At 72.6% G+C, this 26,821-nt stretch carries 25 protein-coding genes; 13 read left to right on the top strand and 12 right to left on the bottom strand.

The genetic code is table 11. From position 1 onward, the window contains the following. Positions 1-59: 59 nt before the first annotated feature. The 3 genes from AB0912_RS09125 to AB0912_RS09115 all read right to left on the bottom strand — a co-directional run bounded on the left by AB0912_RS09125 (position 60) and on the right by AB0912_RS09115 (position 4,481). Entirely contained in the window at positions 60-1,625 is a 1,566-nt protein-coding gene (locus tag AB0912_RS09125; RefSeq protein ID WP_366697307.1) for an APC family permease, read from the bottom strand. 43 nt (positions 1,626-1,668) lie between these two features. Further along, positions 1,669-2,619, bottom strand: coding sequence for a hypothetical protein (locus AB0912_RS09120; protein ID WP_366697305.1), 951 nt, complete (start codon positions 2,617-2,619; stop codon positions 1,669-1,671). A gap of 206 nt (positions 2,620-2,825) precedes the next feature. Continuing rightward, positions 2,826-4,481 (bottom strand): FAD-binding dehydrogenase, encoded by a 1,656-nt coding sequence (locus tag AB0912_RS09115; protein ID WP_366697303.1) that lies wholly within the window; start codon positions 4,479-4,481, stop codon positions 2,826-2,828. A gap of 301 nt (positions 4,482-4,782) precedes the next feature. Between AB0912_RS09115 and AB0912_RS09110 the strand changes: the two genes are divergently transcribed. The 6 genes from AB0912_RS09110 (at position 4,783) to AB0912_RS09085 (ending at position 9,646) form a co-directional block, all read left to right on the top strand. Beyond that, positions 4,783-5,676: a DMT family transporter gene (locus tag AB0912_RS09110; protein WP_366697301.1), complete on the top strand. Its 894-nt coding sequence runs from the start codon at positions 4,783-4,785 to the stop codon at positions 5,674-5,676. A 74-nt stretch (positions 5,677-5,750) separates the two neighbouring features. Further along, entirely contained in the window at positions 5,751-6,266 is a 516-nt protein-coding gene (locus AB0912_RS09105; protein WP_366697299.1) for an NUDIX domain-containing protein, read from the top strand. A 51-nt stretch (positions 6,267-6,317) separates the two neighbouring features. Continuing rightward, complete coding sequence (locus AB0912_RS09100) at positions 6,318-6,710, top strand: DUF202 domain-containing protein (protein WP_366697298.1); 393 nt, start codon at positions 6,318-6,320, stop codon at positions 6,708-6,710. Next, complete coding sequence (locus tag AB0912_RS09095; protein ID WP_366697297.1) at positions 6,707-7,036, top strand: DUF202 domain-containing protein; 330 nt, start codon at positions 6,707-6,709, stop codon at positions 7,034-7,036. Before AB0912_RS09100 ends, AB0912_RS09095 begins: the two co-directional genes overlap by 4 nt. A 366-nt stretch (positions 7,037-7,402) precedes the next feature. Beyond that, positions 7,403-8,425, top strand: coding sequence for a phosphotransferase family protein (locus tag AB0912_RS09090; protein WP_366697296.1), 1,023 nt, complete (start codon positions 7,403-7,405; stop codon positions 8,423-8,425). 6 nt (positions 8,426-8,431) lie between these two features. Continuing rightward, positions 8,432-9,646 carry an acyl-CoA dehydrogenase family protein gene (locus AB0912_RS09085; RefSeq protein WP_366697295.1) on the top strand — a complete coding sequence of 405 codons (1,215 nt, stop codon included), beginning with the start codon at positions 8,432-8,434 and terminating at the stop codon, positions 9,644-9,646. 169 nt (positions 9,647-9,815) lie between these two features. On the opposite strand, the gene AB0912_RS09080 is transcribed toward AB0912_RS09085, so the two are convergent. The 3 genes from AB0912_RS09080 to AB0912_RS09070 all read right to left on the bottom strand — a co-directional run bounded on the left by AB0912_RS09080 (position 9,816) and on the right by AB0912_RS09070 (position 12,948). Beyond that, entirely contained in the window at positions 9,816-10,409 is a 594-nt protein-coding gene (locus AB0912_RS09080) for a TetR/AcrR family transcriptional regulator (protein ID WP_366697294.1), read from the bottom strand. 116 nt (positions 10,410-10,525) lie between these two features. After that, positions 10,526-12,187 carry an AMP-binding protein gene (locus AB0912_RS09075; protein WP_366697293.1) on the bottom strand — a complete coding sequence of 554 codons (1,662 nt, stop codon included), beginning with the start codon at positions 12,185-12,187 and terminating at the stop codon, positions 10,526-10,528. Continuing rightward, complete coding sequence (locus AB0912_RS09070; protein ID WP_366697292.1) at positions 12,184-12,948, bottom strand: SDR family oxidoreductase; 765 nt, start codon at positions 12,946-12,948, stop codon at positions 12,184-12,186. The genes AB0912_RS09075 and AB0912_RS09070 overlap by 4 nt, the downstream gene beginning before the upstream one ends. Positions 12,949-13,146: 198 nt before the next feature. Here AB0912_RS09070 and AB0912_RS09065 point away from each other — a divergent pair, with 198 nt between their 5' ends. Further along, positions 13,147-14,394, top strand: coding sequence for a DUF1343 domain-containing protein (locus AB0912_RS09065; protein WP_366697291.1), 1,248 nt, complete (start codon positions 13,147-13,149; stop codon positions 14,392-14,394). A 152-nt stretch (positions 14,395-14,546) separates the two neighbouring features. Here AB0912_RS09065 and AB0912_RS09060 read toward each other — a convergent pair whose 3' ends face one another. Further along, positions 14,547-17,339: a penicillin acylase family protein gene (locus tag AB0912_RS09060; RefSeq protein WP_366697290.1), complete on the bottom strand. Its 2,793-nt coding sequence runs from the start codon at positions 17,337-17,339 to the stop codon at positions 14,547-14,549. A 283-nt stretch (positions 17,340-17,622) separates the two neighbouring features. On the opposite strand from AB0912_RS09060, the gene AB0912_RS09055 reads away from it, so the two are divergent. Together AB0912_RS09055 and AB0912_RS09050 are read left to right on the top strand one after the other, a co-directional pair. After that, positions 17,623-18,225 carry a hypothetical protein gene (locus AB0912_RS09055; RefSeq protein WP_366697289.1) on the top strand — a complete coding sequence of 201 codons (603 nt, stop codon included), beginning with the start codon at positions 17,623-17,625 and terminating at the stop codon, positions 18,223-18,225. Positions 18,226-18,612: 387 nt separating this feature from the next. Continuing rightward, positions 18,613-19,356, top strand: coding sequence for a 3-keto-5-aminohexanoate cleavage protein (locus AB0912_RS09050; protein WP_366697288.1), 744 nt, complete (start codon positions 18,613-18,615; stop codon positions 19,354-19,356). 83 nt (positions 19,357-19,439) lie between these two features. Here AB0912_RS09050 and soxR read toward each other — a convergent pair whose 3' ends face one another. After that, complete coding sequence (gene soxR / locus AB0912_RS09045; protein WP_366697287.1) at positions 19,440-19,973, bottom strand: redox-sensitive transcriptional activator SoxR; 534 nt, start codon at positions 19,971-19,973, stop codon at positions 19,440-19,442. A gap of 118 nt (positions 19,974-20,091) precedes the next feature. On the opposite strand from soxR, the gene AB0912_RS09040 reads away from it, so the two are divergent. Further along, positions 20,092-20,553, top strand: coding sequence for a MaoC family dehydratase (locus tag AB0912_RS09040; RefSeq protein WP_366697286.1), 462 nt, complete (start codon positions 20,092-20,094; stop codon positions 20,551-20,553). 10 nt (positions 20,554-20,563) lie between these two features. On the opposite strand, the gene AB0912_RS09035 is transcribed toward AB0912_RS09040, so the two are convergent. The 3 genes from AB0912_RS09035 to AB0912_RS09025 form a co-directional block, all read right to left on the bottom strand. Continuing rightward, complete coding sequence (locus AB0912_RS09035) at positions 20,564-21,190, bottom strand: TetR/AcrR family transcriptional regulator (RefSeq protein WP_366697285.1); 627 nt, start codon at positions 21,188-21,190, stop codon at positions 20,564-20,566. A gap of 94 nt (positions 21,191-21,284) precedes the next feature. After that, positions 21,285-21,539, bottom strand: coding sequence for a YiaA/YiaB family inner membrane protein (locus AB0912_RS09030; RefSeq protein WP_366697284.1), 255 nt, complete (start codon positions 21,537-21,539; stop codon positions 21,285-21,287). 135 nt (positions 21,540-21,674) lie between these two features. Then, positions 21,675-22,826, bottom strand: a complete 1,152-nt coding sequence (locus tag AB0912_RS09025; protein ID WP_366697283.1) for an acyl-CoA dehydrogenase family protein — start codon at positions 22,824-22,826, stop codon at positions 21,675-21,677. Positions 22,827-22,915: 89 nt separating this feature from the next. Here AB0912_RS09025 and AB0912_RS09020 point away from each other — a divergent pair, with 89 nt between their 5' ends. The 3 genes from AB0912_RS09020 to AB0912_RS09010 all read left to right on the top strand — a co-directional run bounded on the left by AB0912_RS09020 (position 22,916) and on the right by AB0912_RS09010 (position 25,553). Then, on the top strand, positions 22,916-23,557 hold the full coding sequence (locus tag AB0912_RS09020) for a TetR/AcrR family transcriptional regulator (protein WP_366697282.1): 642 nt from the start codon (positions 22,916-22,918) through the stop codon (positions 23,555-23,557). Positions 23,558-23,655: 98 nt separating this feature from the next. After that, complete coding sequence (locus AB0912_RS09015; protein WP_366697281.1) at positions 23,656-24,369, top strand: helix-turn-helix domain-containing protein; 714 nt, start codon at positions 23,656-23,658, stop codon at positions 24,367-24,369. Between the two features lie 179 nt (positions 24,370-24,548). Then, entirely contained in the window at positions 24,549-25,553 is a 1,005-nt protein-coding gene (locus AB0912_RS09010) for a DMT family transporter (protein ID WP_366697506.1), read from the top strand. A 178-nt stretch (positions 25,554-25,731) separates the two neighbouring features. On the opposite strand, the gene AB0912_RS09005 is transcribed toward AB0912_RS09010, so the two are convergent. After that, positions 25,732-26,814, bottom strand: coding sequence for a Zn-dependent alcohol dehydrogenase (locus tag AB0912_RS09005; RefSeq protein ID WP_366697280.1), 1,083 nt, complete (start codon positions 26,812-26,814; stop codon positions 25,732-25,734). Positions 26,815-26,821: the final 7 nt, after the last annotated feature.

The following is a 26,821-nucleotide window of genomic DNA, read 5'->3' as shown; positions in this document are numbered from 1 at the left end:
GATCTGCGCGTACGTCCTGCCCAGGGCGCCGGGCCCAGGACAGGACGTACGAGCCCAATTCAGGAGGTGGACTCGGCCGCCTTGTCCAACTGGAAGGCCTCGTTGCCGAGCCCGATCCGGGCGTGCGCCTCGGGCTTGCGGGAGCGCAGCACGAGACCCTGGACGAGCCCGACGAGCGCGGCGAGGGCGATCAGGGCGGGCAGCAGCCGGCTCAGCGCGGAGTCGGGTCCGGTGCCGACCAGGACGTCGAAGTCCTTGACCGTGTAGACGACGATGACGAGCAGGGCGATGCCCGCGATGGCGGAGGTGACCAGGCGCCCGGCCTGGGCGCGGGCGGCGCCGCGGCGGACGAAGAACACGATCACCGACAGCGAGGCGGTCGCCATCAGGACGATCACGCCGAGCGCTCCGACGTTGCCGCCCCAGGTGAACAGGTGCAGGACGGGTGCGGTCGGGTCGCCGGTCGGCTTGTCGTCGGCGAGCGCGAAACCGCCGACCACGATCAGGGAGACCACGGTGTGCAGGAGCGAGCCGGTGCCGGGGGCGCCGCTGGACTCGGTGGTCCGGCCGAAGGCGGCGGGCAGCAGCCCCTCCCGGCCCATGGCGAAGGCGTACCGCGAGACCACGTTGTGGAAGCTGAGCAGCGCCGCGAACATGCCGGTCACGAAGAGCACGTGCAGGACGTCGGTGAAGGTGGAGCCGAGCCGGGACTCGGTGAGGAAGAACAGCAGTCCCGCGCTCTGCTTCTGCGAGGTCCCGATGATCGAGGAGGGTCCGGTGGCCACCGTCAGCGCCCAGGAGCTGATCGCGAAGAAGACGGCGACGAAGCCGATCGCGAGGAACATGACGCGCGGGACGAGGATGTGCGGGCGGCTGGTCTCCTCCGCGTAGACCGGGGCCTGTTCGAAGCCGGTGAAGGCCGCGATGCAGAAGCACAGCGCGGTGCCGATGCCCGCGCCGGTGAGGGTGTCCGGGTTGAACGCGTGCAGCGACAGGCCTTCCTTGGCGGGGTCGGCGACGGCCGCGACGTCGAAGACGACGACGAGGGTCACCTCGATGACCAGCAGCACGCCGAGCACCCAGGCGTTGACGTCGATCTTCAGCCAGGCCAACGCGCCGACGACGAGCACGGCGGCCAGCGCCGGTATCCACCAGACGATCTCGGTGTCGAGGTAGGTGGCGAAGAGCCCGGACACCTCGAAGCCGAAGAGTCCGTAGATGCCGACCTGGAGCGAGCTGTAGGCGAGCAGGGCGACCGCGGCGGCGGCGGCGCCGGGGGTGCCGCCGAGTCCGCGTGAGATGTACGCGTAGAAGGCGCCCGCGTTGTGGACGTGCCGGCTCATCTCGGCGTACCCGACGCTGAAGAGCACGAGGACGACGCCGAGGATGACGAAGAGCAGCGGCTGTCCGACGATGCCCATCACCGCGAATGTGGTGGGCATGACACCCGCGACCACCATGAGGGGGGCGGTCGCCGCGAGGACGGACAGCAGCAGACCGCCCGTGCCGAGGCGGCCGGCCCGCAGGGCGCGGTCCTGCCCCTTGAAGGTGCTGATGCCGGCGTCGTCGGCGGCCGGTCTTCCCGTGCTCGACGTACTCGATGTGCTCGAACTGCCCGTCGTCATCGCGGGGTCGTCCTTTCGGATGTCAGGTCGTCGGGGGGGGCGTTCAGACCGTGCCGAGCGCGCTGTCGCGTGCGGTACGGAAGGCGGTGTACGGATCGCGGTCGGGGTAGGACCACGGAGCCGGGGTGGGGTGCTCGCCGATCCGGTGGAACAGGGCCGCGGCCTCGGCGCCCCGGCCCTCGCAGTACTTGGCGTGGGCGAGGAAGTTGAGGTCCACGAGGCGGCGCGGGTGGTCGTCGCGCTCCCACTCCAGCCACCAGTCGAAGGCGGCCTTCATCACCTGGCGGGCCCGGCGTCCGACCCAGTGCCCGGAGGCCACCGGGTCGGCGGGCTCGCTCCCGGCGGCGGCCAGTACCCGGAAGCGCTCCGCGTGCGCGACGACCGGGAGGATCGCGAGCGGCGAGTCGGCGGGCGCCTGTTCGGCGGCCCAGTTGGCGAAGTCGTAGACCTCGTGCAGCGGGTCCTGGCCGGCGGTGGCGCGGCGTTCGGCGAGCCGGGCGACCATGAGGTGGTGCGCGTGGTGGTGGTCGGGGTGTCGGTGGCGCACCTCGTCGAAGAGCCGGACCACGTCCTCCTCGGCGCCGAGCGAGCGCTCCAGCAGGAGCAGGCCCAGCCAGGGGGTGGGGTCGGCGGGGGCGAGCGCCGCCGCGGCCCGGCAGGCGTCCCGGGCGCGTTCGGGCCGCTCCTTGCCGTGCAGGGCGCGCTCGACGGTGGCGCAGCCGAGCAGGACGGCCGCGTCCGGCGACTCCGGTTCGGCGAGCTGCCAGTCGTGGGCCCAGGCGAGGGTGGCGGGCTCCTGGGCGAGGACGGTGACGCGGTGTCCGCGGCGGTCCCAGTCCGCGCCGGTCTCGGCGAGGAGTGAGCGGACGGCGGTCCAGCGCCCCTGGCTCAACGAGGCGCGGGCGGCGACGAGTTCGGCGTCGTCGAGCGCGGCGTCGAATGCCTGGGCCGCGCGCTTGCGGCTACGGCCCAGGGGTGGCGGGGGTGGTGACACCGCTGCTCAACCTCACAGGCGCGGTTCGTCAAAGAGTGATCACGGACAGCAAACCCGCAGCCAAGGTTCAAGTCAAGGCCCGGCCAAGTCGCTACACGTGTCAACGGGCGGGGCTTGACGTGAAGTTGACCCCTGTCACCCTCATCGTCCCGAAGCGTCCCGGGGAGGTCGGACATCCGCCGGGGCCGACCTCCGCCCGGCCCGGCTCAGCCGACCGCCCCCGCCGCCGCGCGGCCCGCGGCGCGGCCGGAGAAGAGGCAGCCGCCGAGGAACGTGCCCTCCAGGGAGCGGTATCCGTGCACCCCGCCGCCGCCGAACCCGGCGGCCTCACCGGCGGCGTACACGCCCTCCAGTGGGTCGCCGCCCTCGGTGAGGACGCGCGAGGAGAGGTCGGTCTCCAGGCCGCCGAGCGTCTTGCGGGTCAGGATGTTGAGGCGGACGGCGATCAGCGGGCCCGCCTTGGGGTCGAGGATGCGGTGCGGGCTCGCGGTGCGGATCAGCTTGTCGCCGAGGTACTTGCGGGCCCCGCGGATGGACATGACCTGGAGGTCCTTGGTGAACGGGTTGGCGATCTCCCGGTCGCGGGCCACGATCTCCCGGCGCAGCGCGGCCTCGTCGATGAGCGGTTCCGCGGTGAGCGCGTTCATCCCGCGCACCAGGGCCGCGAGGTCCTTCTCCACGACGAAGTCGGCGCCGTGGTCCATGAACGCCTTCACCGGGGCGGGCACGTCGGCGCGGGCGCGGCCGATGACGTCCCGGACCGACTTGCCGGTCAGGTCGGGGTTCTGCTCCGAGCCGGAGAGCGCGAACTCCTTGCCGATGATCTTCTGGTCGAGCACGAACCAGGTGTGGTCGTGGCCGGTGCGCATGATGTGTTCGAGGGTGCCGAGCGTGTCGAAGCCGGGGAAGAGCGGGACGGGCAGCCGGTTGCCGCGGGCGTCCAGCCACAGGGAGGACGGGCCGGGCAGGATGCGGATGCCGTGCTTGTCCCAGATGGGGTTCCAGTTCTGGATGCCCTCGGTGTAGTGCCACATGCGGTCGCGGTTGATCAGCCGCGCGCCGGCCTCCTCGGCGATCCCGAGCATCTTGCCGTCGACGTGGGCGGGCACGCCGGAGATCATCCGCTCGGGCGGGGTGCCGAGCCGCTCGGGCCAGTTGGCGCGGACGAGGTCGTGGTCGCCGCCGATGCCGCCGGAGGTGACGATCACGGCCTGCGCCCGCAGTTCGAAGGCGCCGGTGACGGTACGGCTGCTGGCCTGGCCGCGCTCGATGCCGGACGGCTCCAGGACCTCGCCGGTGACCGTGTCGACGGAGCCGGCGCTGCGGGACAGGCCGGTGACCCGGTGGCGGAACCGCAGCTCGACGAGGCCGCGGGCGACGCCCTCCCGCACCCGGCGTTCGAAGGGCGCGACGAGCCCGGGGCCGGTCCCCCAGGTGATGTGGAAACGCGGTACGGAGTTGCCGTGCCCGGTGGCGTCGTAGCCGCCGCGTTCGGCCCAGCCGACCACCGGGAAGAAGCGCACGCCCTGGCCGTGCAGCCAGGACCGCTTCTCACCGGCCGCGAAGTCGACGTACGCCTCGGCCCACCGGCGCGGCCAGTGGTCCTCGGGCCGGTCGAAGCCCGCCGTGCCCATCCAGTCCTGGAGGGCGAGCGCGTGGCTGTCCTTGATCCGCAGGCGGCGCTGCTCGGGCGAGTCGACGAAGAAGAGACCGCCGAAGGACCAGTGCGCCTGGCCGCCGATCGACTGCTCGGGCTCCTGGTCGAGGAGGATCACCTTGCGGCCGGCGTCGACCAGCTCCGCGGTCGCCGCGAGTCCCGCCAGGCCCGCTCCGATGACGATCACGTCCGCGTCGTAGGCCATGGGCCCGTCCTCTCGGCATTCCGACTGGTCGGATCGGGTCGTCGCCCGGGGACGACTTGATGACGTTTGTCACGAACCGATCGGCAGGGTCGGTGGTTGATGAGACATTGGAGGTGTGTGTGGTGGTCGGCCGCGACGGGCGACCAGCCGTTGTTACTGATCGGTCAGATCCTTCGGCAAGGAAGGTGACCGAGTCAACCGCCTGGTTCTCCGGAGTCCCGGGGCAGGCCGTGGCCCATGACACTAGAGTCGGCGGGAAACGCACCGTGGCCCCCGACCCCGATGTTTCGAGGTACCCAGCGTGTCGGTTCTGGTACTGGTCCTCGCGGTGAGCGCCGCCTGCTGTCTGGGCTTCGGCTTCGTGCTCCAGCAGAACGCCGCCTCCCACGCCCCGCTGAGCGACTTCCTGTCCCCGCGCATCCTGCTGGACCTCGTGCGGGTTCCGCGCTGGCTGGGCGGCATCGGGCTCATGGTGTGCGGCATGGTGCTCGGCGCGGTCGCGCTGGGCAAGGGCGAGGTCTCCCTGGTGGAACCGCTCCTCGCCACGAACCTCCTGTTCGCTCTCGCGCTCTCCCGCCACCAGACCAAGCAGCCGCTGGGCCGGCAGGGCTGGGCCGGGCTCCTGCTGCTGGCGGGCGGGGTCTCGGCGTTCATCGTGGCCGGGCAGCCGGAGGGCGGTGAGGCCATCGACGACCCGCTGCGGCACTGGCTGATCATCGGGATCGTGGTCGGCCTCGCCCTGCTGCTCACCACCTACGCGAAACGCTCCCGGCTGAGCGCCGGTCCCGTGCTCCTCGCCACCGCCGCCGGTCTGCTGTACGGGCTCCAGGACGCGCTCACCCGGGTCAGCGGCCAGCGGTTCGGCGACGGGAGCTGGTCCGAGCTGCTGACCGGCTGGCAGCCGTACGCGGTGCTCGTGCTCGGCGTCACCGGGCTGATCCTGGTCCAGAGCGCCTTCGAGACCGCCCCGCTGCGGATGTCGCTGCCCGCGCTCACCGCCGCCCAGCCGCTCGCCGGCATCGCCTGCGGGGTGGGCTTCCTCGGCGACCAGCTCCGCACCGACGCGGGGGCCCTCGCCTGGCAGGCGGCCGGGCTCGCGGGGGTCGTCGCCGGGATCATCCTGCTCGGGATGCACCCCGCGATGCCCTCGGGCACGGCCGAACCGGAGCATTCGCGGGACCTCCAGCCGCACTGAGCCACCCCGGCGCGGGCCCGGGCCGACGGGCCGCCGCGTCCCGTTCCCGGCCCCGGGCTGCTTGGATGGCTCCTATGAGTGCCGCTGACGAGATCCTCGACATCGTGGACGAGAACGACCAGGTCATCGGGCAGGCCCCGCGCGGGGAGGCCTACGAGCGCGGGCTGCGTCACCGCTGCGTGTTCATCCAGGCCCGGGACGCCGAGGGCCGGGTCTTCGTGCACCGCCGCACCGCCACCAAGCTGGTCTTCCCCTCCTTCTACGACATGTTCGTCGGCGGAGTCGTCGGCGCGGGCGAGTCCTACGACGACGCGGCGCTCCGCGAGGCCGAGGAGGAACTGGGCGTCTCGGGACTCCCCCGGCCGACCCCGCTCTTCCGCTTCCTGTACGACGACGGGGCCGGCCGCACTTGGTGGTCCGCGGTCTACGAGGTGCTGTGCGAGCTGCCGGTGGACCCCCAGGTGGAGGAGGTCGCCTGGCACGACTTCCTCACCGACGCGGAGGTGGAGGCCCGGCTGACGGACTGGACCTGGGTCCCCGACGGCCTCGCGGCCCACGAACGGCTCAAGGACTACCGGGCGATGGACTGAGGCTCCAGGGGCTACCGGGGGCTCCTGGGGGCGCCGGGTAGGGTCCGGTGCGTGATCGAACTCGTGCGGAATGTCCGGCTGTGGTTCGCGCCCCAGCAGATCCGGGAGGAGGGCGGGACGCCGGACTACCGGTTCTCACTGGCCAACGAGCGGACCTTCCTGGCCTGGCTGCGCACCGCGCTCGCGCTGATCGGCGGCGGCTTCGCCGTGGACCAGTTCCTGCCGGATCTGCGCTGGGCCTGGCGGGTGGGCCTCGCGCTGGCGCTGCTGGCGGCGGGCGTGCTCTGCGCCCTGCGGGCGGTCGACCACTGGGTGCGCTGCGAGCGGGCGATGCGGCACGGCGAGGATCTGCCGGTGTCGCGCTTCCCGGCGGTGCTCAGCGTCACCGTCGCGGTCGTGGCGGTCGCGATGATCGTCGTGGTCCTCGCGGGCCGGGCCGGATGACCCCGGCGGCGCGCGAGGAGCGGGACCCGGGGCTCCAGCCGGAACGGACCCGGCTCGCCTGGCGCCGTACGACCCTCTCCAGCACCGTCGTCGCCGTGCTCGCGGCGAGGGCGGCCCTGCACGACCCCGGCTCGGCGGCCGGGATCGCGGCCTGCGCGGTCACCTGCGTCCTGTGGCTGACCTTCCTCGCCCTCACCCACCACCGCATCCGGGCGCTGGCCCTCGCCGGTCCGGCCGGCCCCGCCCCGCTCACCCCCCGGCACGCGGCGGCGGCCGTCGCCTGCACGATCGCCCTGGCCGGGTGCGCGGCGGCGCTGGTGTTCTGAGCCGTCCGGACCGCCGGGGGCGCGAGGCGCTCCGGCGCCGCCACGCGACGCCGGCCAATCCCCGATGACACGGTTTGCACCGCCCTACGGCGATGGCCTGAGGTGTCCCGCCGCCCCGCCCCGGACGCGGCGGCCCACCCCGCCGCACCACCCCCTCCGCACCCCCGACGGCCACGGGCGCGCCGAGCACGAAGGCCACCGGGACGACCACCGACCCCCGCCGACCTCCCGCGATCCCACGGCGTCTCCCTCCGGTTCCAGCCACTCCGGGGGAGACGCCGATCACGTTTCGTACAGTCGCTGGACGACATACCGACTGGTCGGCATCATGGTCACGACCCGTTTTCCGTGTGCTGAGGAGCAAAGATGAGTCCGGACCACCCGCCAGGTCTCGATCTCGACCGGCTGCGCGGCCTGCTCGACCGTGAGCGGCCCGGGCTGGTGAGCGGCCCGCTGACCGGCCGGCTGATCGAGGGCGGACGGTCCAACCTCACCTACGCGGTCTCCGACGGCGCCTCGACGTGGGTCGTACGACGGCCGCCGCTCGGGCACGTCCTGGCGACCGCGCACGACATGAAGCGCGAGCACCGGGTGATCAGCGCGCTGCACCCGACGGCGGTCCCGGTGCCCGACCCCGTGCTGCTGTGCGAGGACGAGTCGGTGCTCGGCGCGCCGTTCTACGTCATGGAGTTCGTGGAGGGCACCCCGTTCCGCACCGCCGGCCAGCTCGCCCCGCTCGGTCCGGAGCGTACGCGGGCCGCGGTGCTCGGCCTGGTGGACACCCTGGTCGAACTGCACGCGGTGGACCCCGCCGCGGTCCAACTCGCCGACTTCGGCCGCCCCGAGGGCTTCCTCGACCGGCAACTGCGGCGCTGGGGCAAGCAGTTGGACGCGTCCCGCAACCGCGAGCTGGCCGGCATCGACGAACTGCACGCCGCCCTCGGGCGCGACCTGCCGGACTCCCCCGCGCCCACCGTCGTACACGGCGACTACCGGCTCGACAACGTGCTGATCGGCCCGGACGACCGGATCAGGGCGATCCTGGACTGGGAGATGTCCACCCTCGGCGATCCGCTCACCGACCTGGGCCTGCTCGTCATGTACAGCACGCGCCTGGATCTTCCCGACTCGCCCATCAGCACGACGGCTTCGGCGGCCGGTCACCCGGAGGCGGGCGAGATCGTCGAGCGGTACGCCGCGCGCTCGGGGCGCGACGTGTCCGCCGTCTCCTGGTACACGGCGTTCGCCTGGTTCAAGCTCGCCGTGATCCTGGAGGGCATCCACTACCGCTACACCAAGGGCCAGACCGTCGGCGCGGGCTTCGACCGCATCGGCGAACTCACCCCCGTCTTCATCGAGCACGGCCTGACCACCCTTCAGGAAGGCTGATCCGTCATGGACTTCGGATTCGACGCGCGCACCGAAGAGCTGCGCGGGAAGCTGCTCGCCTTCATGGACGAGCACGTGTATCCGGCGGAGGCCGTCGCCGAGGAGCAGCGCGCCCTGCTGGCCTCGCCGTGGGACACGCCCGCCGTGGTGGGCGAGTTGAAGGCGGAGGCCCGCAGGCGGGGCCTGTGGAACCTCTTCCTGCCGGACTCCGAGTACGGCGCCGGTCTCACCAACCTCCAGTACGCGCCGCTCGCCGAGATCACCGGCCGCAGCCCGCATCTGGCGCCCACCGCGCTGAACTGCGCCGCGCCCGACACCGGCAACATGGAGGTGCTCGCCCAGTTCGGTGACGAGCGGCAGCGCAAGCAGTGGCTGGAGCCGCTGCTCGCCGGTGAGATCCGCTCCGCGTTCGCGATGACCGAGCCCGAGGTGGCGTCCTCCGACGCCACGAACATCACCACGCTGATCGAGCGGGACGGCGACGAGTACGTCATCACCGGCCGCAAGTGGTACATCTCCGGGGCGATGAACCCGGACTGCAAGGTCTTCATCGTGATGGGCAAGACGGACCCGGACGGCTCCGACATCCGCCGCCAGCAGTCGATGGTCCTCGTGCCCCGCGACACCCCGGGCCTGGAAGTCCGGCGCGCCATGCAGGTGTACGGCTACGAGGACCACTCGCACGGCGGGCACGCGGAGGTCGTCTTCGACCACGTCCGGGTGCCGGTGACGAACCTGGTGGGCGAGGAGGGCGGCGGGTTCGCCATCGCGCAGGCCCGGCTCGGCCCCGGCCGGATCCACCACTGCATGCGGCTGATCGGCATGGCCGAGCGGGCCATCGAGCTGATGTGCCAGCGGGCGGTGTCCCGGACGGCGTTCGGCAAGCCGCTGGCCCAGCAGGGCGTGGTGCAGAACTGGATCGCCGACGCGCGGGTCGCCGTCGAGCAGCTGCGTCTGCTGGTCCTGAAGACCGCCTGGATGATGGACACCGTGGGCAACAAGGGGGCCCACACGGAGATCCAGGCCATCAAGATCGCCACTCCGCGTACGGTCGTGGACATCCTCGACAAGGCCGTGCAGCTTCATGGCGCGGGCGGGGTGAGCCAGGACTTCCCGCTGGCCGAGCTGTGGGCGAGCGCGCGGACGTTGAAGCTGGCCGACGGGCCGGACGAGGTGCACCAGCGGTCGCTGGCGCGGCGGGAGATCAAGAAGTACGTGTGACGCCGACGGGGCGGGGGCGGGGTTTTCGCCCCCGCCCCCGCCCGTCCCGTTGCGGGGGCGCTGCCCCCGGACCCGCTTCGGCCTGAACGGCCGCGTCCTCGAACGCCGGACGGGCTGAGAGTTTCCGGCTCCGGACGAGAAGACTCCGGCCCCTCCGGCACGTGAGGAGTTATGGGCGCAAGGCGCGCAGGAGCAGGTCGGCCAGGTGGTCGGCCACCTCCTGGCGGGCCAGGGGGCCGTCGGGGCGGTACCACGTGGACAGGTGGTGGACCGAGCCGAAGTGGTAATCGACCACGAGGTCGGCCGGGGTGGCCGTGGAGAAGACGCCCTTCTTCTGGCCCTCCTCGATCAGCGCCCGGAACCGCTCGTGATAGCGCCGCCGCTCGGCCCGCACCTGCTTGAGCTTCTCCGGGCTGAGCTGATGCATCGACCGGAAGAAGATCGACGCGTCGTCGAGGTTGTCGATGGTCGTGACGACGACGTCGGCCGCGGCGCCGCGCAGCCGCTCCTCCACCGGCGCGTCGGAGTCCGCGAACGCGTCGAGCCGCTCCTGCTGGAGGCGCAGCACGCGCGCGTACACCTCGTGCAGCAGGTCGTCCTTGGAGCCGAAGTAGTGGTAGAGCGCCCCCTTGGTGACGCCCGCCGCCTCGACGATCTCCTGCACGGAGGTCCGGTCGTAGCCCTGCTCGGCGAAGAGCCGGGTGGCGGCGGCCAGCAGCCGCTGCGGGACGGGCGTACCGTCACCGTCCGTCGTCCTGGGCACTGCCGCCACCTGCCTTCCGTGCGTTCACATCGATCATCGTTCACTGCCGTCCCCGCGGCTGTCCCGGGACGGTCCCGGGGAGCGCCGAGCCCCCCGGGAGCGTCGTGTCCCGGGAGCTACGGGGAGTCCTCCGTACGGGAACGCAGTTCCCGACGCAGGATCTTCCCACTCGCCGTCTTCGGCAGTTCGGGCAGGATCTCCACCTGCCGCGGATACTTGTAGGCGGCCAGTCTCTCCTTGCACCAGGCGGCGAGCGCGTCGGGGTCCTCGGAGGCGCCCGGGCGCAGGCTGATGTAGGCCTTGACGGTCTCGCCTCGGTAGCCGTCGGGAATCCCGACGACGGCCGCCTCGCGGACCGAGGGATGGGTGTAGAGGACGTCCTCGACCTCGCGCGGCCAGACCTTGAACCCGGACGCGTTGATCATGTCCTTCTTGCGGTCGACCACGTAGAGCCAGCCGTCGGAGTCCATGAAGCCGATGTCGCCGGTGCGCAGTTCGCCGTCCGGGAAGGTCTCGGCGGTGGCCTCGGGGCGGCGCCAGTAGCCCGGCACGACCTGGGGTCCGCGTACGAGGATCTCGCCCTGTTCGCCGAAGGGGACCTCCTGGCCCAGGTCGTCGACGATGCGGACCACCGAGTCGGGGCCCGGCACTCCCACCGCGAGCGTCCCGGAGACGGGGTCGACCGGCGCCTCCAGGGCGGGCGGCACGGAGGCGCAGGGCGCGGTGCACTCGGTGAGCCCGTAGCCGTTGCGGATGTACGGGCCGAAGCCGGCGCGGAACTTCTCGACCAGGGCGGGCGGCAGCGGCGCGCCGCCGGAGGAGATGTTGACGAAGGAGGAGAAGTGGTCCGGTGTGGCCGACGGGTGGGCGGCCAGCGCCATGAAGGCGGTGGAGGGGCCGACCGTGTAGAGCGGCCGGTGCTCGGCGAAGGCGTCGAGGACGACTCCCGCCTCGAAGCGGTAGGCGAGGACGAGCGTGCCCCCGCTGTCGATGCAGGCGGCGAGCTGGCAGACCATGCCGGTGATGTGGAACAGCGGGGCCAGCGCGAAGTACACGGGCGCGTCGGGCAGGGCGAGGCCGGTCCGCTGCCGCTCGGCGTTGTACATGATGTTGCCGTGCGTGTTGGTGGCCCCCTTGGGGGTGCCGCTGGTGCCCGAGGTGTAGCTGATCAGGGCGATGTCCGAGGGGCCGAGATCGCGGCCGGGCGGCGCCTGGTGCCCTTGCCGGGCGACGGCCACCAGGTCGTCCGCCCCGAGGTCGAGCGGCAGCCGCTCGAAGGACAGCACGCGGGTGTCGCCCCGGCTCTGGAAGTCGAGTTCACAGGCGGTCAAGGCGATCCGCACGGGCGAGTCGGCGGCCGTGTCGCGCAGATAGGTGTCCCAGGCGCGGTCGGAGCAGACGAGGGCGGTCACCTCGGCGTCGTGCAGGACGTGCCGGACCTCGCCCGACTTGTACATCGGGTTGACCGGCACGACCGTCGCGCCGGCCTTCCAGGCGCCGAGCAGGGCGAGCACGAACTGCGGCGAGTTCTGGAGCAGGATCGCCACCCGGTCGCCCCGTCCGAGGCCGCGGGCGGCGAGGTGGCCGGCGACGGAGTCGCTCAGCTCGTCCACCTCGCGGTAGCTCAGCCGTCCGTCGAAGTAGGCGAGGGCGGTGCGGTCCGGGGTGGCGGCGACGGCGTCCCGGAGGGCGTGCACGAGGGTGTCGGCGGGGTGGACCGGGGCGCGCTGGGCGTCGTTGAGCAGGGCCACCCAGGGCCGGTCGGCATAGCTGGTCACTCGGTCGTCTCCCACTTCTGCTGGAGGTGGTTCATGTTCGTCATCCAGCGGTCGGGGTCCGCGGCCCGGGCCTGGTAGTACCCGGCGACCTCGGGGTGCGGCAGGATCAGGAAACGGTTCTCCTCGATCCCCTTCATCAGGGCGTCGGCGACGTCCTCGGGCTCGATGGCGGTCGGCTGGAGCACCAGGTCGCCCGCGCTGCCGGTGGCGGCGAGCATGTCGGTGCGCACGCCCTGCGGGCAGATCGCGTGCACGTTCACCCCGCGGTGGCGGTAGGTGAGGGAGAGCCACTCGGCGAAGGCGTACGCGCCGTGCTTGGTGACGCTGTACGGGGCGGCGCCGATCATGGTGAGCAGGCCGGCGGCCGAGACGGTGGAGACGAACCGGCCGCCGCCGCGCTCCAGCCAGTCCGGCAGCAGGGCGCGGGCGGCGCGCACATGGGCCATCACGTTGACGTCCCAGGCCAGCTCCCACACCTGCTCGTCGGCCGCCTCGGAGCCGCCCGAGCCGACGCCCGCGTTCGCGCAGTAGACGTCGACCGTGCCGCCCAGGGCGTCGCGGGCCTCCTCGACGATCAGGGACGCGTCCCCGGGGACGGCGATCCCGCCGATCCGGTCGGCGACGGCCTTCGCCTTGGCGGCGTCGAGGTCGTTGACGACGACCCGCGCTCCCTCGGCGGCGAAGCGGCGGGCCAGCGCGGCCCCGATGCCGCCTCCCGCTCCTGTGACGACCACTCCCGCACCCTGCACGGCTCCCACCATCGGTCTCCTTCGACGCGACACGGCTCTCCTGCGACGCCAGACTAACCAGTCGGTATGTTGCGGGGGAAGGGGCTCCGGGCTCCCGCCGCCGACCGTGTGACGAGCCACGACGGACGAACCGGAACGGCGGTCTACGAACTTCGGCCGTGAGCCTCTAGCGTGCACGTGCCCACCTTCCGCGATCACGGAGGTCACACCATGCGCATGTCCCGACGGTCACTGCTCGCGGCCGGCACCGCCGCGGCGGCGCTGAGCCCGCTGCCCGCGGAGGCGGCGCCGCGGGCCGCGCATCCCGGCTCCCGGCTCCGCACGGGCTTCGAGCGGCTCGCCGCCTCCGGGTACGCCGCGCTGGGCGGCGGCCGGGTCGGCGTGGTGACCAACCCGACCGGTGTCACCCGCGACGTCCGGCACATCGTGGACGTCATGCACGCGGACGACCGGGTGGACCTGACCGCCGTCTTCGGGCCCGAGCACGGCTTCCGGGGCACCGCGCAGGCGGGCGGTTCCGAGGGCCGCTACGACGACCCGGCGACCGGACTGCCCGTCTACGACACGTACCTGAAGAGCGGCCGGCCCCTCGCCGACGTCTTCACGGCCTCCGGCGTGGACACGGTCGTGTTCGACATCCAGGACGCCGGGGCGCGGTTCTACACGTACATCTGGACGCTGTACGACTGCATGGAGGCGGCCCAGCTCGCCGGGAAGCGCTTCGTGGTGCTCGACCGGCCGAACCCGGTCACCGGCCGGGCGGCTCTCGGGCCGGTGCTGCACAAGGAGTTCGCCACGTTCGTCGGCCGGCAGCCGATCGCGCAGGCGCACGGGATGACGGTGGCGGAGCTGGCCCGGCTGTTCAACGGGGAGTTCCTCGCGCGGCCCGTCGAGCTGGACACCGTGCTGATGTCGGGCTGGCGGCGCGACGACTTCTACGACGTCTCGGGGCTGCCCTGGGTGCCGCCGAGTCCGAACATGCCGACCGCCGACACCGCGCTCGTGTACTCGGGGACCTGTCTGTTCGAGGGGACGAACCTGTCGGAGGGGCGCGGCACCACGCGGCCCTTCGAACTGCTGGGCGCGGAGGGCCTGGACGGGCGGTGGGCCGCCGCCGTCGGTGAACTGGGCCTGCCCGGCGTGCACTTCAGGGAGGCGTACTTCGCCCCGACGTTCTCCAAGTTCGAGGGCAAGACCATCGGGGGCGTGCAGATCCATGTGCACGACCGGGCGGCGTACGACCCGGTCCGCACCGGGATCGCCCTCCTGGTGACCGCCCGGAGGGTCTGGAGCGGGTTCGCCTGGCGTTCCGACAACTGGATCGACAAGCTGACCGGGTCCACACAGGTACGCACGATGATCGACGCGGGGGCGAGCACGGACGAGGTCGTGGCGGCCTGGCAGGACGAACTCCGCGCGTTCCGGCGGACCCGCAAGGAGTACCTGCTGTACCGGTGATCCCGAGGCCCGGCCGTCCGGCATGGCGCCGGCCGGCCGGCCGCCCTTGTCCGCCGGGCCCGTTGGCCCTTGGGACGCGGGGCGGGCCGCCTGCGCGGTCCGCCCCCGGCCCTGTGGTGGGGCCGGCCGCGCCCGACGGCGCGGCCGGGTGCTCACCGGTGACTCGTAAACTCGACGACCTGCTGGTAGGTCGGCCGGTTCTGCCAGGTGATCTTGCCGTGCTTGATGCCGCCGAGCGTCCGCTGGACGATCGAGTCGGCGCACCACTGGTCGCCGGCCGAGCACTGGTCGTCGCCGGGGTAGACGGTGGCCACGCTCTTGCCCGCCGCCTCCTTCAACGTGCTGACCAGGACGTCCCGGCAGGCGCCGAGGCTGCCGTCGCCGCAGTACTCGCGTGCCAGGCCGCCCCGCACGGTCTCGCCCAGCACCGCCCGGATGTCCTTGTCGACATAGCTCCACCAGCCGTACTGGAAGGAGCTTCCGGCGTGTGATCCGGTCGGCCCGTGTCCGGCGGACGGGGCCTCGTCGATGGGCAGGTTGTTGCCGAACGCGCTGTACAGGCCGTCGCCGAGCCCCGGCTGGAACTCCGCCTTGACCAGCAGCGGCCACCAGGCGTCCAGGACGCGGATCGCGTCGGCGTCGGCGTAGGTGTGCGAACCGGCGGAGGTCTCGGTGCGTTTGGCGCCCGCCGTGAGCCAGGCGCTCAGCTTGCCCGCCGCCGCGGCGGCGGTGGGGTCGGTGACCGGCGAACTGTTGACCACCTTCAGCAGGTTGGGGAGCACGTCCTCGGCGCGCAGATCGGCGAGGGAGGCGTCCGCCATGGCCTTCACCAGCGCGGTCCTGGTCACCCCGCCGGCCGCGACCAGCTTCGCCACCCGGTCGTCCAGCAGGTCGCCGCGGTGCACCGAGCCGTCGCCCCAGGAGGCCGTCGTGTAGTCCTTGGCCTGTTTGTTGTTCCAGGAGATGTAGTAGTCCTGGTCGACGGAGTTGGGGTGCTGGGAGGGCGGGGTGTACGCGGCGGTGTTCGTGGCCGGGTCCCAGCCCTGCCAGTCGTACGCGGCCCGCGCCCACACCGGGAACTCGGCGTCGACGCCGCTCGCCCGTACCGGGTTGTCCCCGCTGTTGTAGTAGGCGGTGTGCGCGGAGTCGGCGTAGAACCAGTTGAAGGTGTAGTTGATGTGCTGGGTCGCGCTCTGGAAGGTCGCCGGGCTCTTCACGTAGTCCGGGTCGTTGAGCATCTGGAAGCCGATGATCGAGTCGGCCTCGTGCATGTACGACGAGCGCAGGGTGGTGTAGGCGACCTTCTTGCCGCCGACGGTCGCCCGGTACTCCACGGGGCCGTACTTGGTCCGGTAGACCTGCATCCGGTAGGAGCCGGCCGCGGTGCCGTCGGCGACGGTCGGCTTCCAGGAGTTGGTCCGCTCGACCTTGTCCATCGCCGTGCAGGTGCCGTGGTACAGGTAGTGGTAGTCGTCCTGGCACAGTTCGACGGCGTAGGTGTCGATGATGTCCTGGCCGGAGGTCGTCGCGCTCCACGCGTAGTCCTGGCCGCGGCCCAGTTCGACGTACATGCTCAGGCCCGCGAAGGAGGCGCCGCGGGCGCTGAGACCCGGGCCCTGTATCTCCTGGAGCATGAGGAGCTGTGGCGCGAAATAGCCGGTCTGCGGGCCGAAGACGGCGATGGGGTGGCCGCTCGCGGTGTGCTTGCCGCTGACCACAAGGGCGTTGGACATGCCGCGCCTGGCCGAGCCGAGCGTGCTCTTCGCGGCGCCGGCGGAGGCGCCGGTCGCGCTCGCGGACCTGGCGCTGCCGGTGCGGTCGTAGACGAGCGGCTCCTGGGTGACCGATCCGGCGTCGGGGAGCGCCTGGCCCTGTGCGGTGTCCGGTTTGCCGCCGTACGGGAAGCTCTCGCCGTTGTGGACGGTCAGGGCCGCTTCCGGGTCGTTGCGTTCGCGGAAGGACTCCCAGACCCTGGTGCCCTCGGTGACGCCGTACTTGGACTGGGCGGCGAGCAGCGAGAGCGCGTTGTCGACCTCGCCGCCGCCTCCGGAACCGAACAGCGAGCCGATGACGGAGGCGAGCGCGACCAGGTCGGTGAGCTTGAAGTGGTCGATGGTGCCGGCGTTGGTGATGGCGTCCTTGTGGCCGGTCAGGACGTACTCGCCGGGGAAGTAGCGGCCGCTGTCGGAGGCGTCGATGTAGGCGTTGACGCCGTCGAGGTAGGCCTTGGCGTCGGCGAGGGCCTGGGCGCCGCGGGCTCCGGCGTTGCCGGTGGCGTTGTCGATCTGGGCCTGGAGGTCGGCCTCGGTGTAGGGGGCGTTGCGCCAGAACTCCTGTTCCAGGCCCTGGTTGGCGGGGGCGCCGCCGGCGAAGCCGGTGAGCTGGCCGCGGCCGACGTGCCGGAAGACGTCCATGAGCCACAGCCGGTCCTGGGCGGCGGCGAACCCCGCGCCGTACTCGGTGCCGTAGCGGGTGGTGCCGGTGATGTGCGGAACGCCCGTCTTCTTGTCACGGACGATCGTCACGTCGCCGCGTCCGCCCGGCTTGGTGGTCGAGGCGACCTGGCCGGGGGCGACGCCGAAGGAGGCGTCGTTGAAGAAGTCGTTGATCTTCGCGTCGGTGAGCGCGGGATAGCCGGAGGCGAGGTTGCCGTACGGGGTGAGCTGGTCCTCCGCGTGGCCGGGCTGGGTGCCGAAGGCCTGGTTGAGCAGGATCTCCGCCAGGGTCGCGTTGCCGTTCTGGCCCGGCGGCAGGATGTCCGAACACCGGCCGCCGCAGTAGTCGTTCGCCGCGGCCGATGCCGAGGTGTCGGCGGCGGCGGCCGGGGAAAGCGGCGACAAAAGTCCGGCAATGAGCACGCATAGGGAAGCGGCCTTGAGGAACTTGGGGAATCTGCGGGGAGTTCTCAGTCTGTCCAGGGTGGTGCGTGAGGTGCTCGGTGGCATGTCAGCTCCTACCGATTGGGGTGGGCCGACGTTACCGCCGGTATCCCCGCGATTGAAGGTGAACATGCGTCAGTTTTGAGGACGCGTCGCGACCATGGACCCGCCTGCGGGCGGCCGACGGCAAGGGGAGGCGGACCGAGGGCACTCGGCGGGTGGCTTATGGCAGTCATCGAAAAACGGATGGAGCCGAATCGTGTGTCGATACGTCTACTCGGCGACGTCCGTACGAGACGGCGCCGAAGTGACCGGAGTACACGTGAAGGTGTGACGGAGGTGCAGGGCGATGGCCGGTTTCCGGAGTCTGGCGAGACAGGTGCGAGATCCGCGGTGTGATCTGGCACTGCGGCGGTATTCACTGCGCAAATGCCTGGAGAGGTTCGCCCCGTACGGGCATCGGGCGACCTGGGACCATCTGTGTTCGCGGGCCGGGTTCGGCCCCGAGGACCGCTCCCCCGATCCGGCGCGGCTCGTGGCCGCGCTGGAGGAGCTGGAGGAGGCCCGCTCCGTCTGGCTCGCCTATGAGGTGGAGTTCGCGCAGCGCCGCAGGAAGGAGAAGCACGACGGGCTGCGCAGGCCGGGCAGTGTCGACGACTGGCACCGGCTGACCTGGGGCGGCTTCGGGGTCGCGTGGTGCGACGATCCCCGGGTCCATCCCCGTGAGTCCCTCGCCGAGGTGCTGCGCCGGCTGATCGCCGCGCTGGAGCGCGAGCCGGGCGATGTCTGCCCGGTGTGCGCCGGGGACAACCTCCTGTGGATGTACGACCTGGCCCACGAACCCTCGTCGGGCCCCGTCTGCACGAGCTGCGGCATCGTGGTGCCCCGGCCCGTCCTGACCCCGGAAGCCCTGGCGGGGGCCAGGCGCGGCCGACTGCTCGTCTCCGCGTGAGCGCCCGCCCGGCCTGAACGGCACACGAGGGGGCCGCGCGCGGGCCGCCGCCCACGGAGCGGAGGTCCGGCCCGGACACGCGGTTCCCGCCACGGACGGGAGAGGGGCGGTGGCGCGGGAAGGGGCGGGTCACAGCGGGTGCCGGCCGGAGGGAGCCGTGCGGGCGCCCGCCGACGGGACCGGGGCGAGGGCGGGCCAGAAGGCCCCTGCGGGTGCCGACCGGAAGGGCCGTGCGCGCGCCCGGAGGGCCGGTACGGGTGCGGATGCGGCGGGTTCCCGTTGGTGGTTGCCCGAGGGGGCCGGTGCGGGTTCGGCTGTGGCCGGATGTCGTCGGTGGGGCATGCGGGCCTGGCCGCGGCCGGGAGTGGGGTCCGGCACTATCGGGGGATGGTGCAGGTCTGTCTGAATGGAGCCCGCGGCACAGCCGACGGGACCGCCGTGCCGATGTCCCCCGAGGCCCTCGCACGGGCCGCCGCCGAGGCGGTGGCGGCCGGGGCCTCCGATATCCATGTCCACCCCAAGACCCCCTGCGGGCAGGACACGTTGTCGCCGCGCGTGCTGGCGGCCACGCTCGAAGCGATCCGGGCCCGGGTCGCCGTCCCCGTCGGCGTGACCACCGGCGCCTGGGCCGAGCCCGACCCGGCGGACCGGGTGGAGCGGGTCCGCTCCTGGACCGCGCTGCCCGACCACGCGTCGGTCAACTGGCACGAACCCGGCGCCGAGGAGATCGCCGCCGCCCTCCTGGACCGCGGGATCGGCGTGGAGGCCGGCATCTGGTCCGGCACGGACGGATCCGCCCGGTTCGCCGCCTCACCGCTCGCGCCCCGGGTGCTGCGGGTCCTGGCCGAGGTGACGGACACCTCGGCGCACACGGCCGAGGCCTCGGCCCACACCCTGCTCGCCGCGCTCGGCACCCCCGGCCGTCCCGTCCTGCTGTACGGCGAGGACGGCGGCGCCTGGCCGGTGCTGCGCCTGGCGGGACGCCTGGGGCTGGCCACCCGGATCGGCCTGGAGGACACCCTCGAACTCCCGGATGGGGAAAGGGCGGATTCCAACGCCCGGCTGGTGACGGCCGGGCTCCTCCAGTACCAGGCGGCCCGCTCCCAGGGCCACTCCCGCCCCCGGCCGTAGCCGGTACGGGTCACGCACCCCGGGAGGCCGGACGCGCCCCGGGCGCTGAACCGGCCCCGGCCCCTCGCACGCGCGGGCCCGCGTCAGCGGCAGTCGCCCGCCGGTTCCTCCCGCCGCGCGGGATGGCCCTCCCCGCCCCCGGCGGTGTCCGGGACCGGGGTGGTGCGTTCCACCATGAGGCGGGAGCCCGTGCCGCGTTCGCCGAAGACGTCGTCGGGGTTGGAGAGCACGCAGTTCTCCAGCGACAGGCAGCCACAGCCGATGCAGTCGGTGAGGTGGTCGCGCAGCCGGCCGAGTTGCTTGATGCGCTCGTCCAGTTCGGAACGCCAGGCCTCGGAGAGGCGGGCCCAGTCCTCGCGGGTCGGGGTGCGCTCCTCGGGCAGTTCGGCGAGCGCCTCACGGATCGTGGCGAGGGGGATGCCGACGCGCTGGGCGGCCCGTACGAAGGCGACCCGGCGCAACGCGTCACGGTGATAGCGGCGCTGGTTGCCGCTGGTGCGACGGCTGCTGATCAGGCCCTTCGACTCGTAGAAGTGCAGGGCCGACACGGCGGCTCCACTGCGGGCCGACAACTGGCCGACGGTCAGCTCGTGGATCTTCTCAGGGATCTGGGGCACTCCCCCAACCTACCCACCGCGCCGGCCGCCCGGTCCGTTGACATGCGCCGCCCACCCGAGCATGCTAAGCAGTCGCTTAGACTTTGAGATGCGGTATGAGATGCGGGAGGCCAGGGACATGGCAGAGCCGAGGACGTTCGCGACGGTCGACGAGCTGCGGAGCGCCGTGGGCGAGCAACTGGGATACACCGACTGGGTCGAGATCGAGCAGAAGCGGATCGACCTCTTCGCGGAGGCGACCGGCGACCACCAGTGGATCCACGTCGACCCCGAGAAGGCCGCGGCGGGCCCGTTCGGCACGACGATCGCGCACGGCTACCTCACGCTGTCGTTGCTGCCGCTCTTCGGCCCGCAGCTCATCGCGGTCGAGGGCGTGAAGATGGGCGTCAACTACGGGACGAACAAGGTCCGTTTCCCCGCGCCCGTACCGGTCGGCTCGCGGCTGCGCTCCACCGCGACGATCACCGGGGTGGACGACGTGCCGGGCGGCGTCCAGGTGACCGTCGCGTTCACCGTCGAGCGCGAGGGCGGCGACAAGCCGGTCTGCGTGGCCGAGTCGGTCTCGCGCTACTACCTCTGAGAGCGCGGCCCTACCCTTTGGCCCCGACCATCCGCAGGACCAGGTCGGCGTAGAGCGCGCCGACCTCGTCCGGGGTGCGGGGGCCGTCGACGTTGAACCAGCGGGCCACGTCGATGCACAGGGACAGCACGGCGAGGGTGGTGCCGGGAACGTCGGGGACGTCGAAGTCCCCCACGGCGACGCCGTCCTCGATGATGCCGCGGACCTCGGCGTCCACCTGGCGGCGCAGCGCGATGATCTCGGCGCGCGCGTCGGGCCCGAGGGCGTCGAGTTCGTACTGCACGACCCGCGCGGTCGTGTGCTGGCCCGCGTGCCAGCGCACGAAGGAGCGCACGGCGTCGGAGAGCCGCTCGGCGGCGGTGCCCTGCCCGTCGGCCGCGGTGCGCACGATGTCGAGCGCCTTGTCGTGGCCGATCCGGCTGATCCGGTGGAGCAGCTCTTCCTTGGTCTTGTAGTGGATGTAGAGCGCGGCCGGGCTCATGCCGGCGCGGCCCGCGATGTCCCGGGTGGTCGTCGCGTGGTACCCGCGCTCGGCGAAGGCCTCCACGGCGGCGACCAGCAGCCGCCGCGCCGCGTCCGGGGTGACCTCGGCCCACGGCTGCGTCTCGCTGCCGGGCGTCTCCTGCGCCGTACTCATCGCTGTTCGCCCCTTCTCCACTGCCAGGGTGAACACCATACCCCCGAACCTGAGCGAGCGCTTAGTGCCGGTGCCCGGCCGGGGGCGCGGCAGGTCAGAGCTTCTCGAAGGGGTCGTACACCCTGCCGCCCGCGCGCGGGCCGTCCTGGCGGTCCCGGATCACCTTGGCGAGCGTGAAGGCGGACGTCACCAGGTAGAGGACGGCGATGGCCAGGAAGGCCCGCACCCAGGCGTCGGCCTGGAGCTTGAAGATCCCGAGCGCGGTGGCGGCCATCGCGACGGAGAAGGACGCCACGGCCTGTCCGTAGAAGGCGGCGGTGTTCTGCTGTTTGACCGGTGTCTCACTCATGGGAGAAAGGATCGGCGGACGCGGCGTCCGGCACATCCGCCGTCGTACTCAGCCGTCGTACTCAAGGGACGTACTCAGAACATGTACGCACCGGACGCACCGGCCGCACCCGGGAGGCGTGTCCGGAAGGCGTCCTCAGAAGGCGGAGACTCCGGTCAGGGCGCGGCCGATGACGAGCTTCTGGATCTGGCTGGTGCCCTCGTAGAGGGTCATCACGCGGGCGTCGCGCAGGAGTTTGCCCGCCGGGTACTCGTCGATGTAGCCGTAGCCGCCGAAGACCTGCAGGGCGTTGTTGGCGGCGCGCACGGCGGCCTCGGACGCGAAGAGCTTGGCCTTGGAGGACTCGGTGGCGAACGGCAGCCCGCGGTCGATCAGGTCGGCGACCCGCCAGGTCAGCAGCCGCGCCGCGTCCACGTCCACCGCGATGTCGCTGAGCAGTTCCTGCACGAGCTGGTGGTGCGCGATGGTCTTGCCGAACTGCTCGCGCTCGGTCGCGTACGCCACCGCCGCGTCCAGCGCGGCCTGGGCTATGCCGACGCAGCCCGCGGCCACCGACATCCGGCCCTTGGCCAGCGCGGACATGGCGACCGCGAAGCCCTTGCCCTCGGGGGCCAGCATGGCGCTCGCGGGCACCCGCACGTCCTCGAAGGCGAGTTCGGCGGTGGCCTGGCCGCGCAGTCCGAGCTTGCCGTGGACGGTGCGGCGGCTCAGGCCGGGGGTGTCGGCCGGCACCAGGAAGGCGGAGACGCCCTTGTGTCCGGGGGCGTCGGTGGAGCGGGCGAAGAGCAGCACGACGTCGGCCCAGGTGCCGTTCGTGATGAACATCTTGCTGCCGTTGATCACGTAGTCGTCCCCGTCGCGCACGGCCCGCGTGGAGAGCTGTCCCGCGTCGGAGCCGGTGCCCGGCTCGGTGAGGCCGAAGCAGCCGACGTACTCGCCGGAGGTCAGCCCCGGCAGCCACCGCCGCTTCTGCTCCTCGTCGCCCCAGTGCGCGATCGTCTTGGCGACGAGCCCGAGGGAGACGGAGACGATGCCGCGCACGGAGGAGTCGCCGCGCCCCAGCTCCTCGGTGACCAGGCAGTACGCGAGATGGTCGCCGCCGCTGCCGCCGTACTCCTCGTCAATGGTCAGACCGAGGAAGCCGACGCCGGCGAGCTTCTTCACGATCGAGCGGTCGACCTCCTCGGCGCGGTCCCACGCGACGACGTGCGGGGCGATCTCGCGCTGCACGAAGTCCCGGGCGAGCTGCCGGACGGCGGTCTGCTCCTCGCTGAGACCTAGGTTCATGCCGAGTCACCCCACAAATAGCGGCCCTTGAAAGCCGTACCTTTAAATTAGCACTGCTAGTTTACTGGCGCAGCCCTACTATGTGCGCCATGGCCCGACCGCGCAAGCCCCTCCTCAGCACCGACCGCATTGTCGAGACGGCACGGGCCCTGGTGGACGCCGAGGGACTGGCGGCCGTCTCGACCCGCCGGCTCGCCGCGGAACTGGGGGTGAGCGGGCCCTCCCTCTACAACCACTTCCGCACCAAGGACCAGATCCTGGAGGCGGTCGCCGACTCGGTGAGCGCGCAGGTCGACCTGTCGATGTTCGAGGACGGCCGCGACTGGCGGACCGCGCTGCACGACTGGGCCGTCTCCTACCGGGCCGCTCTGCGCGACCATCCGAACATCGTGCCCGTGCTGGCCCGCGGGCCCGGCCGGCGGCCCGCCGGACTCCGGCTCGCCGACGCCGTCTTCGGGGCGATGGTCGACGCCGGGTGGCCGCCCGCCCAGGCCACCTCGATCGGCGCGCTGATGCGGTACTTCATCATGGGCTCCGCGCTGGGGTCCTTCGCCGGGGGCTTCGTGGACGACGAGAGCGCGTACGACCCCGCCGACTATCCCCACCTGGGGCAGGCACACCTGCTCGCCGACCAGCAGGAGAAGATCGACGAGCGGGCCTTCGAGACCGGGCTCGGCGCGCTGCTGGAGGGACTCGCGGCGCAGTACGGGCGGCGGACTCAGGAGGCCTGAGGGCTCGGGAGGCCTGAGGGCTCGGGGGGCTGCGGGCCCGACGGGTCCCGCCCGTATTTCGGTGGGCGCCGAAGTGTCCGTGTCGCATGCTGGACGGCATGACGAGGTCGAAGGAGCCGGTGGCGCCGGCGCTCGCCGCCCTGGCCGGGCTGCTGGCGGACGAGACGCGGGCCGCGTTCGCGCTGGCGCTGCTCGACGGGCGGGCCTGGACCGCCGGTGAACTGGCCCGGTGGGCGGGGGTCGCGCCGTCGACGGCGAGCGAGCATCTCGGCAAGCTCGTCGCGGGCGGTCTGCTCACCGAGGAGCGCCAGGGACGGCACCGGTACGTCCGGCTGGCCGACGCCCGGACCGCCCAGCTCATCGAGGACCTGGCCGCCCACGCCGGCCCCCGGGCCGCCGAACCCCCGCGCACGCTGCGGGAGTCGAGCGCCGGGTCGGCGATGGCGCGCGGGCGCACCTGCTACGACCACCTGGCCGGACGGCTCGGCATCGCCCTCACGGACGCGCTGACGGGCCGCGGGCTGCTGCGCCAGGACACCGGGTTCGCGCTCACCGACGCCGGTCTGCGCTGGTTCGGCGACACGGGCATCGCCCTGGCCCGCACCGGGCGCCGGCCACTGGCGCGCGCGTGCCTCGACTGGACCGAACGCCGGCCGCATCTCGCCGGCACCGCCGGTGCGGCGCTGTGCCGGCACGCCCTGGACGCCGGCTGGTGCGTCCGCGTCGGCTCGCGGCGGGCGGTCAAGGTCACCCCGGCCGGCGAACGCGCCTTCGAAGAACTCCTCGGCATCGAGGCGACCGCACTCCGCTGAACGGCGGCGGTCCTTCCCTCCCTCGCGGGGCACTCCCCCGCGCCGTTCCCGTCCGCCGTACGCGGCTGCCTCCCGCCCGGGGACCTCGCGTCCGCCGCTCACGTCCGCCGCCCGCCTCGGTCTCCCCGTCCGATGTCCGCGAGCCCGGCAACCGCTTCCCACCTAGTCTCAGGAGCATGATGAACGCCTCCCCCGCCCGGACGTCCGCCCCGAACCACCGCCGTGACGGAGTGCTGGCCGCGGCCGCGGCGGTCGTCACCGTGGGGCTGTGGGCCTCCGCCTTCGTCTCGATCCGCAGCGCGGGCGCCGCCTACTCGCCGGGCGCGCTGGCGCTCGGACGGCTGCTCTCGGGCGTGCTGGTGCTCGGGGCGGTCTGCGCGGTACGGCGCGAGGGGCTGCCGCCGCGGGGCGCCTGGCGCGGGATCGCGGTCTCCGGCGTGCTGTGGTTCGGCTTCTACATGGTGGCGCTGAACTGGGGCGAGCAGCAGGTGGACGCCGGTACCGCCGCCCTGGTGGTCAACATCGGCCCGATTCTGATCGCCCTGCTCGGTTCCCGGCTGCTCGGGGACGCGATGCCGCCCCGGCTGCTGGCGGGCATGGCCGTGTCCTTCGCGGGCGCGGTCGCGGTGGGGCTGTCGATGTCGGGCGGCGGGGGCTCCTCGGTGCTCGGCGTCGTGCTGTGCCTGCTCGCCGCGGTCGCGTACGCGGGCGGGGTCGTCGCGCAGAAGCCGGCGCTCGGGCGGGCCAGCGCGCTCCAGGTGACGACGTACGGCTGTCTGATCGGGGCCGTGGTCTGTCTGCCGTTCGCCGGTCAGCTCCTCCACGACGCGGCCGACGCGCCCGTGTCGGCGACGCTCAACATGGTGTACCTGGGTGTTTTCCCGACCGCGCTGGCCTTCACGACCTGGGCGTACGCGCTGGCCCGGACGAGTGCGAGCCGGATGGGGGCGACGACGTACGCGGTGCCGGCGCTGGTGGTGCTGATGTCGTGGCTGCTGCTGGACGAGGTGCCGGGGCTGTTGACGCTGGCGGGCGGGGCGTTGTGCCTGGCGGGCGTCGCGGTGTCTCGGTCGCGTCCGCGGCCTGGGGCCGCGGCGGATGCCCTGCGGGAGGGTGCCGCGGTGTCGGGGCCCGCGCCGGCGGGCGGGAAGCCCTCGGCGGAATGCCCCGCCGACAAGGGCTGAGGCCCAGGCGTTCTTCGCCCCCTCCGCCCCCGCCCGTCCCGTTCCCGGGGGGCGCCGCCCCCGGACCCCCGCTCCTCGAACGCCGGAGGGGCTGAAGATTCCCAGCCCGTCCGGCGATTGAGGACGAGGCCGTTCAGGCCGAAGCGGGGGGGGGCGAGAGACATGCGGGGTTCGGCCGTCAGAACACCACCAGGGCCCTGCCGCCCTTGCCGGCGAGCATGTTGTCGAAGGCTGCCGGGATGCCGTCGAGGGCGATGCGGTCGGTGACCAGGCTCGCGAGGTCGAGGCGGCCCGCGCGGACGTGTTCGGCGAGCACCGGGAGATCGCGGGCCGGGTCGGAGTTGCCGTAGACGCAGCCCGCGAGGGTGCGTCCCCAGTGGAAGATCTCCAGCGCGTTGAAGGTGACCTGCTGTTCCTTGCCGCCGATGCCGACGACCGTGGTGCGCCCGCCCCGCCGGGTGGATTCCCAGGCGGTCCGGATGGTGACGGCGCGGCCGACGCACTCGACGGCGACGTCGACGCCCTGCTTGCCGGTGAGGGCGCGGATCTCGCGGGCGGTGGTGTCGGAGGCGACGACGTAGTCGGTGGCGCCCGCCTCGCGCGCGAGTGCCTCCTTCTCGGCCGAGACGTCGACCGCGACGATCTTCGAGGCGCCCGCGATCCGGGCGGCCTGGAGCGCGGCGAGCCCGACCCCGCCGACCCCGAACACGGCGACGGTCTCGCCCGGCCGGACCCGGGCTGAGTGGTGGACGGCGCCGTAGCCGGTCAGGACGGCGCAGCCGAGGAGGGCGGCGTCGGTGAGCGGGATGCCGTCGGGCAGCGGCAGCAGACAGGAGACCGGCACGACAGTCTCCTCGGCGAAGGCGGCGACGTTCAGGCCGGGGTACAGGTCGCCACCGTCGGAGGCGCGGTGGGCGTAGACCATCCCGGCGCCGGTGAGCGCGTCGGCGCACAGCCACACCTCGCCCAGCGAGCAGGCGTGGCAACGCCCGCAGGAGGGCGCCCAGTTGAGGACGACCTCGGCGCCGGGCGCGACCTCGGTGACGCCCTCACCGACGGCGACGACCGTGCCGGCACCCTCGTGGCCGAGGACGGCGGGCACCGGGACCCGCATGGTCCCGTCGGAGAGGGAGAGGTCGGAGTGGCAGACACCGGCGGCGGCCAGCCTGACCCGGACCTGACCCGGTCCCGGGTCGGGGAGGTCGATCTCGGCGATCTCCAGCGGGGCACCCACGGCGGAAAGGACTGCGGCGCGAACCACGTGAACG

The sequence above is a fragment of the Streptomyces sp. NPDC007084 genome, from assembly GCF_040703595.1.
Classification (GTDB): Bacteria; Actinomycetota; Actinomycetes; order Streptomycetales; family Streptomycetaceae; genus Streptomyces.
Note: the sequence above shows the minus strand (reverse complement) of the source record. Positions and strands in the feature narration are given on the sequence as shown.